The organism is Niallia laureatilytica (genome assembly GCF_046613985.1).
Taxonomy (GTDB): domain Bacteria; phylum Bacillota; class Bacilli; order Bacillales; family Cytobacillaceae; genus Niallia.
The window spans coordinates 543,696-555,349 of record NZ_JBKKHP010000001.1; the positions used below are offsets into that span (position 1 = coordinate 543,696).

At 38.5% G+C, this 11,654-nt stretch carries 12 protein-coding genes; 1 reads left to right on the forward strand and 11 read right to left on the reverse strand.

All coding sequences use genetic code 11. The annotated features are described in order from the left end of the window. Positions 1–47: 47 nt before the first annotated feature. Positions 48–194, forward strand: a complete 147-nt coding sequence (locus tag ACLIJJ_RS02770) for a YpzI family protein (RefSeq protein WP_233313345.1) — start codon at positions 48–50, stop codon at positions 192–194. Between the two features lie 87 nt (positions 195–281). Here ACLIJJ_RS02770 and rpsA read toward each other — a convergent pair whose 3' ends face one another. From rpsA to ACLIJJ_RS02825, 11 genes are all read right to left on the reverse strand, one after another. After that, positions 282–1,424, reverse strand: coding sequence for a 30S ribosomal protein S1 (gene rpsA, locus ACLIJJ_RS02775; protein ID WP_233313344.1), 1,143 nt, complete (start codon positions 1,422–1,424; stop codon positions 282–284). Positions 1,425–1,601: 177 nt separating this feature from the next. Further along, the gene (gene cmk, locus ACLIJJ_RS02780; protein ID WP_233313343.1) at positions 1,602–2,276 is read right to left on the reverse strand and encodes a (d)CMP kinase; all 675 of its coding nucleotides are present in this window, start codon (positions 2,274–2,276) and stop codon (positions 1,602–1,604) included. Positions 2,277–2,478: 202 nt separating this feature from the next. Next, a complete protein-coding gene (locus ACLIJJ_RS02785) occupies positions 2,479–2,661 on the reverse strand; it encodes a YpfB family protein (protein ID WP_233313342.1) in 183 nt (60 codons plus the stop codon). Between the two features lie 95 nt (positions 2,662–2,756). Further along, positions 2,757–3,419 carry a flagellar brake protein gene (locus tag ACLIJJ_RS02790; RefSeq protein WP_411410520.1) on the reverse strand — a complete coding sequence of 221 codons (663 nt, stop codon included), beginning with the start codon at positions 3,417–3,419 and terminating at the stop codon, positions 2,757–2,759. A 149-nt stretch (positions 3,420–3,568) separates the two neighbouring features. Next, entirely contained in the window at positions 3,569–4,915 is a 1,347-nt protein-coding gene (gene ypeB / locus ACLIJJ_RS02795) for a germination protein YpeB (protein ID WP_251646261.1), read from the reverse strand. A gap of 16 nt (positions 4,916–4,931) precedes the next feature. Further along, positions 4,932–5,981 carry a spore cortex-lytic enzyme gene (gene sleB, locus ACLIJJ_RS02800; protein WP_411410521.1) on the reverse strand — a complete coding sequence of 350 codons (1,050 nt, stop codon included), beginning with the start codon at positions 5,979–5,981 and terminating at the stop codon, positions 4,932–4,934. Between the two features lie 168 nt (positions 5,982–6,149). Next, positions 6,150–6,824, reverse strand: coding sequence for a glutamic-type intramembrane protease PrsW (gene prsW, locus ACLIJJ_RS02805; RefSeq protein WP_251646259.1), 675 nt, complete (start codon positions 6,822–6,824; stop codon positions 6,150–6,152). A 46-nt stretch (positions 6,825–6,870) separates the two neighbouring features. Beyond that, complete coding sequence (locus ACLIJJ_RS02810) at positions 6,871–7,833, reverse strand: YpdA family putative bacillithiol disulfide reductase (RefSeq protein ID WP_233313337.1); 963 nt, start codon at positions 7,831–7,833, stop codon at positions 6,871–6,873. A 131-nt stretch (positions 7,834–7,964) separates the two neighbouring features. Beyond that, positions 7,965–9,242: a Glu/Leu/Phe/Val family dehydrogenase gene (locus ACLIJJ_RS02815; RefSeq protein WP_233313336.1), complete on the reverse strand. Its 1,278-nt coding sequence runs from the start codon at positions 9,240–9,242 to the stop codon at positions 7,965–7,967. 584 nt (positions 9,243–9,826) lie between these two features. Next, a complete protein-coding gene (locus tag ACLIJJ_RS02820; protein WP_233313335.1) occupies positions 9,827–10,411 on the reverse strand; it encodes an adaptor protein MecA in 585 nt (194 codons plus the stop codon). An 83-nt stretch (positions 10,412–10,494) separates the two neighbouring features. Further along, positions 10,495–11,289: a metallophosphoesterase gene (locus tag ACLIJJ_RS02825; RefSeq protein ID WP_233313334.1), complete on the reverse strand. Its 795-nt coding sequence runs from the start codon at positions 11,287–11,289 to the stop codon at positions 10,495–10,497. Positions 11,290–11,654 lie beyond the last annotated feature (365 nt).

Consider the following 11,654-nt stretch of genomic DNA (forward strand, 5'->3'; position numbering starts at 1 on the left):
ATAATGTGGGGTGTTATTTATCATTCTATTGATAGGGGGTGTTACAAGTGGGAAAGGATCGTCAAGAGAAGAAATTAAGACAAAGCCACCGCGTCGAATCTGACCGCGACCAGGCTATCCATTATCCTGGGGCGACACGTTTACAAAGCCCTAGTGAAGGCAGAGCCTTAAACGATAATAAATCCAGTGATTGACACACACTAAAAAGAGCTGTCCAAGAATAACCAAACGACGTTCTCCTTTAGAGAAGCTGTTTGCCCATCTTGGACAGCTCTATATAATTATTGCTGCTTTAGTTTTTTCAATTGCTCGCCAATCATGTCACCTAATTGGAACCCTTTTGATTCCTCTGGCAGCTCATATACTTCATCTTCTTCTTGCTCTTTTTCCGTCAAGTCTTTGATGTTTAAGGAAAGGCGCTGTTCCTCTTCATTCACATCAAGCACCTTCACTTGAACTGTTTGCCCTTCTTTAAGCACTTCATGCGGTGTGCCGATATGCTTATGAGCGATTTGAGAAATATGGACAAGTCCTTCTACCCCTGGGAACACTTCAACGAATGCACCATATGAAACGATACGTTTAACTGTTCCTTCTAAAATACTGCCTTTTTCCGCTTTTTCTGCGATATTTGCCCACGGTCCTGGCAATGTATCTTTAATAGATAAGGAAATTCGGTCATTATTGCGGTCAACGCTTAAGATTTTCACATTGACTTCTTGACCTTCCTGAACAACATCTGAAGGGTTAGTGATATGCTCATGTGACAGCTGAGAGATATGCACTAAACCATCTATACCGCCCAAGTCTACGAATGCACCAAAGTCAGTTATTCTTTGAACAACCCCTTGAAGCGTCTGTCCTTCTTGCAAAGATTCAAGCAAGTTTTGTTTTTGCTTGCTTTTCTCTTCTTCAATAACAGCCTTATGGGAAAGGATTAAACGATTTTTATCCTTTTCAAGCTCTACAATCTTAAAGGAAATAGTTTTTCCTTTATAATCAGAGAAGTCTTCCACATAATGTGCTTCTACAAGCGATGCAGGAACAAAACCGCGCACACCTAAATCAACGACAAGCCCGCCTTTTACTACATCCTTCACTTCTGCATCAAAGATTTCACCAGAGTTGAACTTTTCTTCTAAGCTTTCCCAAGCTTTTTCAGCATCGACTTTACGTTTAGACAGAACAAGAGCATCCTCTTCTACTTTAATAACTTGAAGATCAAGCTCTTCTCCTTCTGAAACTACATCTTCTGCTTTTTCAATATGAAGGCTGGACAATTCGCTAATCGGAATAATACCATCCAGTTTACTGTCACTGATGGCAATAATAACTTGTTTTTCTTCAACCTTAGTAACTTTACCTGTTACGCGGTCCCCAACTGTGTAGTTATGAACAACGATATCATTTAATTCTTCAGACATATGTACTCCTCCTTAAACTTTTCTAATGAAATAATGCAATAATTGCTCATTCCATATAGCTTTCATAAAAAATTAATAGAATAATAAAAATTTATTTTCTTCTATCTAACTTCTTATAAATGTGATTATTTGTCAAGTAAGAAACACTAGCGCGCTTTACAGCCGCATAAGCGGCAATCAGTTTGTAATCTTATCCTCTGTCAATGCCATAATTTTGCCTACCACATCATTGATGGATAAAGAAGTCGTATCAATTTCGATTGCGTCTTCTGCTTTTTTAAGCGGAGCCACTTCTCGTTCAGAATCTAATTTATCTCTTGCTGCTATTTCCGACTTCAGCTGCTCCAAATCCGATTCAAAGCCTTTAGCAATATTTTCAGTATGGCGTCTAACTGCTCTTTCCTCTACTGAAGCAAGTAAGAACACCTTTACTTCAGCATGCGGGATGACATGTGTTCCAATGTCCCTACCATCCATTACCACGCCTCCGCCGATTGCAAACCCCTGTTGTCTGCGAACCATCTCTTCACGCACTAACTTATGCTTCGCTGCAATGGACACAGAATTTGTCACATTGCTTCTGCGGATATCTTCCGTAACGTCGACGCTGTCCAAGAAAATTTTCTGTCCCTTTTCACCAGGGAAAAGCTCGATAGCCGTACTGTCTAACATACTTTCTAACGCTGCCTCGTCCTCCAAGTTAATCCCCGTGTTTAAGGCTTTTAAGGTTAGCGCCCTGTACATTGCCCCAGTATCGATATATATATAGCCTAGTTGTTCTGCTACAATTTTGGCTACTGTGCTTTTTCCGGCAGCTGCCGGTCCATCTATTGCAATGCTGATTTTTTTCATATTTCCTCCTAAAACCTTCACTATCCCAGTATCCAACATATAATTTGAAATTACTTAGAACAGAATTTTATCAGTTTTTATTTTATCATATTTTCTATCCCAATTTGTTGATTAAACCTATTAAAATCCGTACTATTTTTTCACATTTGATTTTCAAGTACAAAAAAACCTTTCAGATTAAAATCGAAAGGTTTTTCAAGCTCTACTCCTGGCTAAGCCCGAGTGTTTCCAAAATGGAGGTGTAATTCGACTTAGATACCCCTTCATATTGGGCAAGCTGATGCAGTTCTGGAAGTATGTTTACTTGATGAAGTATTTGACCAGCTAGCAAAAAAAACAACTGGATGGCAATTAACTTAAACAACAACCGTTCAAATCGCTTCATTTTCCACTAACCTCGATTTCTGTTGTGCCCTTTTTGATATTAAACAGGCGAATTCACTTTACCTGTTTAGTATCGGAATATCTTATCGAGTTTATTCAGATTTCCAGTCCTTTCTTACGGAAAGAAAGCTGACGGTCAAAACAGAAACGCAAGAAAAGCTGGCGGTCATTTGCGCTTACCTCGATAAATTCCAGCGGCGCTTTATTATGTGTTTCATTATAATTAACGATTTTTTTAACGATTGCCTTCACCTTTAAATAATAATAATCACCGTTTTGCATCGGCAAAACAAAGTTGGTGTACACAATGGTCTCTGCCTTAAGATTAGAACCTGCCGGCACAAGAATGGCTGCTCCGCCTGCACTTATGTCTGTTGTTATTGTCGCAAACGGCGCAACTTCTGTGTCGTCAGAAGAGATGGCAACATCCACATTTGTTTCTACTCTGACATACTCTCTCCTCTGAATCTTAATAAACTGGTCACTGTTCGGGAAATGAAGGATAAGCATTGGTATATTGTTTTGCTTCTCTCTCCCGATAATTTCTGAGTCGAACATGTAAACCGCTCCTTGACTTGTAACAAAGCTGACCTTTAGCTGTGTTCCGTTCAGCAAGAAGACGGCCTTTTTTGTTTCAGCATGGATGGGATAATCTATATAGATTTCATTTTCTTTTCTATCAACTAAACGGCATTTATATTTTTCTGAGTTCTCACTATGAGCTGGCTCTAATATTAACGTATCTCCGATATTTATCACTATAGTACCACGCTTTCTTCGTTTGCTAATTAGGAATTAATTCTTTTTACCTATATTATCGCAAAAACATCTTCCTTATCAATAGTCCACAGAAAAAAACGTAGTAAAAAAGCAGCAAGGAACAAGATGCCCCTACTGCTTTTTTACTATTAAACAACGTCATCATATAAAGGTTCAGCATTTTTGAGTTTTTCGACTTTTTCTTCTGTGCCAGTATCAGCATTAATATAAATACGATACGTATCATCATCCAATGTGCCGATAAATTCATAGCATAATACTTCATCGTTTAAATCATTAAGAATAACAGCCAATCCGTCTTCCATTATGTTAACATTTTTGCTGATTTTCTTTTGTGCCTCAGACTTAGATATTGCGGGATCTTTAAAATCCCGACTCTTATGCTGTTTTAAGTAATCTTCAGCAGTAAAGCCGATAATATTCCCATTATCTAGAGCAACTTTTATCTTAATGCTGTCTGGATAAATTCTTACCCCGTTATCCTCTGTTACATAGGTAAAGACACCGATATTGTCATATTGCATACTTTCAAATAATGCCAAGTCTTTAAAGTCATGCTGTTTCAAAAAATCCGTTGCCTTGTTGCTAGCATCATTTAAACTGATTTTTTGTTTTTTAACGTCTCTTGAAACAATCGACCAGATTGGATATCCGCCCTTTTTGGTAATATCCATATTTGCTTCTGTTCCAGTATCTTTTTCTTTAAGAGAGACACTGTAAAATCCATATCCAGATCCTTTGCCATTCTCTGTGATGTTGACTTCCACATCACCTTTAAATGCTGCATAATCTTCGGCGATTTTTTGCGCTTCTTTTTTCGTGATTTCTTCTCCTTCTAAACTGCTGAAGTTTTCATCCTTTTTTTCCATATTAACATTTGTAACGCCAAAGCTTGTTTCTTGGTAGCCATCTACTTTGTCCTCAACAGTTTTTAAACCATCAATGATTGTATTATCTCCTTGCTTATTCGTTGCCAAGGCCATCTCAACGTCCATCCAGCGTAAATTGTTTTCTAGAACTAGATGCTGCACATTGCGCAATTCATCTTGAATATCCTTTGCATCTCCATACAGCTTTTTCAATGATTTATATTCCTTATCGGACAGTGGTTCATCATCTAAATTTCGGACAGCAGTCCGGTAGCTGAAATCTCCGATATTTGCTAAAAATTCCTCTGTCTTATTGAATGGCAATAAAGTGAGCGGCAGCTGGCCAACATCGCTATGGGCCTGTGAAGTTATTCTCCATACTTCCGCCAGTGACGGAGACAGTGATTCTTGTGAATTCATCGCAAGTGTTGTTCCAATTTGATCATGAAGCAAATCTATTTGATAGGAAAGATCATGGAAAGCACGTTGATAGCTGTTTTCAGCATTCATTAATACTGCATTTTTTTCCTTATGTTCTTGATAGCCCCAAAATGCTGCACCTGCAACTCCGATTGTCAAAATACCTATCAATATCCCTCTAAGCATTTAACGTTCACCCCTTTTATTTACAGAATATGTGCTTGCCTATTTGCTTAATTTGCGGTCTTGACCAAATCCAACCGCTAGTTGCGGTTGCTGGGTTAAAATAATAGATAGCATTTCCTGTAGGGTCCCATCCATTTATAGCGTCAAGGACAGCTTGTTTTGCCGTCTCATTAGGTGTCAGCCAGACTTGTCCATCTGCAACAGCTGTGAACGCTCTTGGTTCAAAGATAACCCCTGATACTGTATTCGGAAACGAAGGGCTAGTCACCCGGTTAAGAATGACAGAAGCAACAGCAACCTGACCGATATAAGGCTCACCTCTTGATTCTCCATAAACGGCATTTGCCATTAGCTGAATATCATTCTGTGAGAAACCGTTAGGAACATTAGCAGCTGTCGGCGTTTTTTTCTTCACCGATTCGCCAGCATTCGCTTTTGGCGGAGTTGCCTTTGTATTATTGTTTGCGACATTATTGTTAGTGTTTGCTTTATTATTGGCTCCAGCGTTATTTGCTTTTGATTGATTTGTTTGTTTTTTTGTTGCTGGTTTTTGTGTTGCTGGTTTTTGCTGATTATTATTTGCTGCCTTATTTGTATTAGTTCCTGTGTTTGACTTATTAGCAGTCCCTGACTTATTTGCATTGCCAGCCTTGTTTTTATTTGCAGAAGGTGTTTTTTGCTTATTCAAATCTGTCCCACCGTAATGTGAGAATTTTTTCCCGGTATCAATTTGTTCTTTTACAAATTGCTCATTATACTTTGATGCTTTAGCTAGCTTTAGTTTTGTTTGCCAGCCGGCGAGTCCGTCAATTGGCAGCCCGAATTCATATTGGAAGTTTCTTAATGCCCAATATGTTTTCCAGCCAAAGACTCCATCAATTTTGCCATTGTAAAATCCTATATATTGGAGTCTTGCTTGCAATTCAATTACATCATCTCCAACAGCACCTTGCTGAATCACTTGATTCGAGAACGCTTCCGCTTTATGCTCCACATTCGCTAATGTTGCTAGAATGATACAGGCGGAAATTACGACAGAAATTTTCGTTAAGAACTTTTTATTCATGCGTGTTACCCCCAGATGTGAATACTATTTGTCATTGACTCTATTTTTTGTAGCCACTTGGTTTTTATGCAAAAAAAAAGAAAATGAACAATTTCATTTTCTTTTCAAGGGATATATTCGCATATTTTAAGCTTTATAAAAGGCTAAAGACGGCCTTTCATGCGCGCTCTATAGGTTTGCATTCATATATTTGCTGACATGCTCCCGACTCAGCTCTCTTGCCATTTTAACTTTTCTCAAACCAAGCCACCAAAGAAACAGCATGAACGGCGTAATGAACAAAAGCCAATTTTTTTGAAACGTTAATATATAATCGTAAATCCCATGTAGGATGAACGGTACAATTAAGGAATAGAAGATCCATTTGCTTCTTGGCATAGTAAACTTCCCTTTACCAAGGTAATAGCCCATGATAACACCAAAAAGAGCATGGCTTGATACAGGCAGCAAGGCTCTTCCTAATGCATATTCCACACCATTTGCTACAAGATAAAGAATGTTTTCAACAGTCGCAAAGCCAAGTGATATGGACACTCCATAAATGATTCCATCATATGGTTCATCAAACTCAATATGCTGATAAGCTGTAAAGAACAAAATAAACCATTTGAAAAACTCCTCTAAGAGGCTCGTTGTTACAAAGGAATTCAATAAATGAGATGGAACAGCTTCTTCGACGCGAAGAACATATTGGATAAACATGATTGGAAAAACAAGCAGAGCACCTGTTATAAATGCTCTAAACACTAGCGCTATCGGTTCTGATTCATATTGATCTTTTAAATAAAAATAACTTAAAAGCGCCAAGCCAGGTGCAATACCAGCGGATAGTATGGCTAACATTCGCTCTTTCCCTCTCCCTTTTTTGCCAGCGAACTTTTGCGGATTCTTATTTTCTTGCCGCTATCGCTTCAGCTATCTGGTCCCCATGGAACCTGCCATTTTCAATAAATATTTCGTTTGCATTATTGCCAGCTGCAATTACCCCGGCGATGAAAATTCCTTCCACATTCGTTTCCATAGTGTCCGGATTAAATACAGGCCTGCCAGAGTCTGCTTCGATTTCGACTCCCATCTTCTTAATAAATCCGTGATCAGGATGATATCCAGTCATCGCAAACACGAAATCATTCGCAATTTCCTTATTCTCACCTTGCTTCTTATACGTTAAGGTTTTTTCTTTAATTTCTACCACTTCTGAAGCAAATTCCATTTTTATAACACCGTTTCTGACAAGGGCTTCAAACTCTGGAAGAATCCACGGCTTAATGCTGCTTGAATATTCTGTGCCTCTGTACAATACCGTTACGCGGGCTCCTGCTTTCACCAATTCAATCGCAGCATCCACACTTGAGTTTTTTCCGCCGATTACTGTTACATCATGATTAAAATACGGGTGCGCTTCCTTAAAATAGTGGCTAACCTTAGGTAAATCCTCGCCTGGTACATTCATATAGTTCGGGTGGTCATAATACCCAGTTGCGACAATCACGTAATTGGCGCGGTATTCTCCCTTTGAGGTTTGCAATTTGAACAGGTTATTTTCCTTTGTTACATTCTGCACTTCTTCATATGCATGAATCCTTAAGTTTTTTCGTTTTGCTACTTCTCTATAATACACAAGCGCCTGATTTCGGTTTGGTTTATATTGTTCAGTAAGAAAGGCCACATCCCCAATTTCCAGCTTTTCGCTCGTGCTGAAAAAAGTCTGGTGAGTTGGATATCCATGTATCGCATTTACCACATTTCCCTTTTCAATGATAAGGGGGTTAATGTTGATTTTTTGCAAGGCGATAGCAGCAGCTAATCCACAAGGCCCAGCACCGATTATAATCGCTTGTTCTTCGTTCATGTTAATCTCTCCTAACTTCTATACAACTCTCATGCACAGCATGAGCAAAATATGTAAATACCTGAAAAAAAAATCTCCTATTTATAGCATAGGAGATTTTTGGTTATTATACAATAGTTTGTTATCCTAACTTAAATCCAGCCGCGGAATCTTGACGCTTCCGCCATTTTTCGAACACCGACCATATAAGCAGCCAATCTCATATCCACCCTGCGGATTTGTGCTGTTTCATAAATGTTCTCAAATGATTTGCTCATTACTTTTTCCAATTTTTCTTCGACTTCTTCCTCAGTCCAGTAGAAGCCTTGATTGTTCTGAACCCACTCAAAATAAGAAACTGTTACACCGCCGGCAGATGCTAATACATCCGGCACTAAAAGAATGCCTTTTTCCGTCAAGATTGTTGTAGCTTCAAGTGTTGTAGGCCCATTTGCCGCTTCTACCACAATGCTTGCTTTAATATTATGAGCATTTTTTTCAGTGATTTGGTTTTCAATTGCTGCAGGAACCAATATATCACAATCCAATTCCAAGAGCTCTTGGTTTGTAATCGTATTGTTAAATAAATTCGTTACCGTTCCGAAGCTGTCTCTTCTGTCGAGAAGATAGTCAATATCTAAACCATTTGGATCATGCAAAGCACCATATGCATCGGAAATTCCGATTACCTTAGCACCAGCATCATGCATAAATTTCGCTAAAAAGCTGCCTGCATTTCCAAAGCCTTGCACAACAACTCTTGCTCCTTTAATTTCGATGCCTTTTCTCTTGGCCGCTTCTCGGATGCAGATTGTCACACCTTTAGCAGTTGCCGTTTCCCTTCCATGTGAGCCTCCTAGTACGAGAGGCTTGCCTGTAATAAAGCCAGGTGAGTTGAACTCATCAATTCTGCTGTACTCGTCCATCATCCATGCCATTATTTGTGAGTTCGTGAAAACATCAGGTGCAGGAATATCCTTTGTCGGGCCGACAATCTGACTGATTGCTCTTACATAGCCTCTGCTCAATCTCTCCAGCTCTCTGAAGGACATGTCACGAGGATCGCAGACAATTCCACCTTTACCGCCGCCATATGGAAGATCAACAATTCCGCATTTTAGGCTCATCCAGATAGAAAGTGCCTTTACCTCTGTTTCTGTAACTTGAGGGTGGAATCTGATCCCTCCCTTTGTTGGGCCGACTGCATCATTATGCTGTGCCCGGTAGCCAGTGAATATTTTCACACTGCCATCGTCCATCCTTACAGGTATCTTCACTGTCATCATACGGATCGGTTCCTTCAGTAGTTCATACACCTCATCAGAATATCCTAGCTTATTCAATGCCTTATGAATGATCGTTTGTGTTGATTTTAAAACATCGTGTTGCTCTTCAACAATCTTTTTTTCATTAGACTTTTTGGCTACCATTTAATGAATCCTCCTAAAAAACTGCAAAGTTAAATTATCATTTTTAACGGTCAAAATTCTCATTAAAGACTAGCATTTCCTTTTTGTCTACATACATTTTAACTTACTTTAAAATTATAGTATGTACATTTCTCGAAGTACACTCAATAAAGAACTCATTGCTGCTAACTTTTTTTATAAATGGATCGTCTCTGTAGCCGTTGCATAACCTTTTTTTGGTATGCAGGACAGAGCCAATTAATCAAAATGACTTGCCACTGTGGAAAGATGTTTTATAGTATGCTCTCCTTTTTAATATATTCAAAAAGATACAACTTTGTCCTTATCTTTCACACTATTTTGGCATATTCTTTTCTTTTTACTAAATAGAGATTGCTTGACACACCTATAAAGAATTAAGATATAATTCTTTATCATTATCTTATCATTTTTCCTCGAAATTACCAATGATGAAGTTAACTGATTTTGATTTTTTTACGTGTAAATTTAAGGCCGCGAAAATACAAAAAAGCTCTTTACTGGCAAAATGCGGCCAAAAAAGAGCTTGAGGGAAAAAACCGAGTAAAAAGCATTATATTTTGTCTTCATTTAAAATATTGGTTGATCATCTCAATCGCGTTTTTCTTTTGGATTGTACACCCGTATTCCTCAATCATGTGGATGCTCTTGATGCTTGCTTCACCGAATTCACTTAAGATTGCTGCTGCCTGTGCTTCCTTGACAGCCTGAATATCAGGAAAATACAAGTAATATTTGCCATCAGCGCTCGAGAATGTTCCGCCGGAAAATCCTGCTTGAAAAAGCACCTTACATGCTTGAATGGCATCTTCAAGATCAGAGAACTCATATAATATATCAACAGTTTCTTCAACAGTAACCTGCATCTCCAAAAACCCTTCTGCCAACAGTTCCTCATCTTGGAATTCTTCCTCGTTCATCGTCAAGATCATGACCATTCCTTGTGCCTTCATCGAGAAAATCTCCACCGCAACAGAACCATGTATTTCCAAATCAAACATATCATTAGCTTCTTCGAGCATTTCATGAAAAAAATATTGCCATTTTATCGAGTCTTTCCATATATCATCTTTCGTCAGTCCACGTTCATACAGATCATCAAATGTCAGGTATATCTTTATTCTATTATGATTCAATCGTTCTAAGCGCATGACAATGCCTCCTGCTTCTATCTGAAAAAACTCTTACTGTAGCGTATGAATGAAGCAGGAAAACGGTGATTTGTCTGTATTATTTAGATTCGTTTATCTTTAGTATGCTGGATTTTAATAATATGCGTTTCCGGTTTGGCTCCAAGCCTTAACGGTATGGAGGTTGTGCCGTATCCATTGCTGACTAGAATAGTCGTTTTCCCAATGACCTTCGTAGTTCCTTTCTCATATGGACCGAACCCTAATATCCGAATTTGTCCACCGTGAGTATGACCGCTCAGCACTAAAGTCACTCCATCATCGTCCGTTAAATCTTCCATTACTTTCGGATTATGACTGACAAGTATTTTGAAATCAGATTTCTTGATGCCTTGTAAAGCCATTTCTAAATCATCGTGTTCTAAGGAACGGTCTTCAATCCCAGCTAAATGCCATTTTTGTTTTTTCGGAGATGTAAAGGAAACCGATCTATTATCAAGAACCGTTACATTCTCTTCAGCAAAAAGCTCCTTCAGCTTTTCTATATCTGCTTCATAGTCATTATTTCCCCATACGAAAAAAACGGGGCCAATTTCTTTAAGCTTTCTGAGATTACTGCGGACCGTATCAAACTGGACGCCCTTTTCAAGTAAATCTCCGCCAATAATAACAAGCTCTGCAATTCCCTTTGCTTCCTCCACAATGGCAGGAGATACTTCCCTTCTATGTATATCAGAAATGAAAAATATCGTAATTTCCTTGAATGTCATTGGAAAATTAGGAAAGTAAAACATCTCATATTTCAAGTTATCCTCCATTGCATTCTTATGCATCTTTACAATCAATGCTATTCCTGCAAGGATCATCAGGATGACTGCCACAACAACCAACACAAGCATACCCTTCCCCCCCCTTTTTTTAGTCTATTGAATTATTGTATAATGTTCACTTTGTTTTTACCAATAAATCGACAGCTTGTTTTAAGCGAAGTCCTCAAATTAACAAGGCATTTTACGTGTTCCTTCTACTATAATTGTCTTTTCATGAAAAAATTTACATTTTCAGTTTTCATAAACGAAAACAGGGAGGCTCAGGACCTCCCTTTCCAATTTGGTAAACCTTGATTTTATATTACTTCTTGGGTATGAGGATTAATGTTAATACTTCGCCTCCCTTTAAACAGTTTGGATTACCTTACCTTCACCGTTGCTTACCGCTAGCAATGTTTTCAATAATTTGATTTGTAATTTAGGTATAAAATTGG

Excerpts from the sequence above, each read along its gene's own strand:
- cmk (WP_233313343.1), bottom strand. The coding sequence starts at position 2,276 with ATGAAAAAAATCAGCATTGCAATAGATGGACCGGCAGCTGCCGGAAAA.
- prsW (WP_251646259.1), bottom strand. The coding sequence starts at position 6,824 with ATGTTAGCCATACTATCCGCTGGTATTGCACCTGGCTTGGCGCTTTTA.
- ACLIJJ_RS02825 (WP_233313334.1), bottom strand. The coding sequence starts at position 11,289 with ATGCTTGTGTTGGTTGTTGTGGCAGTCATCCTGATGATCCTTGCAGGA.
- ACLIJJ_RS02785 (WP_233313342.1), bottom strand. The coding sequence starts at position 2,661 with ATGAAGCGATTTGAACGGTTGTTGTTTAAGTTAATTGCCATCCAGTTG.
- ypeB (WP_251646261.1), bottom strand. The coding sequence starts at position 4,915 with ATGCTTAGAGGGATATTGATAGGTATTTTGACAATCGGAGTTGCAGGT.
- ACLIJJ_RS02810 (WP_233313337.1), bottom strand. The coding sequence starts at position 7,833 with ATGAACGAAGAACAAGCGATTATAATCGGTGCTGGGCCTTGTGGATTA.
- sleB (WP_411410521.1), bottom strand. The coding sequence starts at position 5,981 with ATGAATAAAAAGTTCTTAACGAAAATTTCTGTCGTAATTTCCGCCTGT.
- ACLIJJ_RS02815 (WP_233313336.1), bottom strand. The coding sequence starts at position 9,242 with ATGGTAGCCAAAAAGTCTAATGAAAAAAAGATTGTTGAAGAGCAACAC.
- ACLIJJ_RS02820 (WP_233313335.1), bottom strand. The coding sequence starts at position 10,411 with ATGCGCTTAGAACGATTGAATCATAATAGAATAAAGATATACCTGACA.
- rpsA (WP_233313344.1), bottom strand. The coding sequence starts at position 1,424 with ATGTCTGAAGAATTAAATGATATCGTTGTTCATAACTACACAGTTGGG.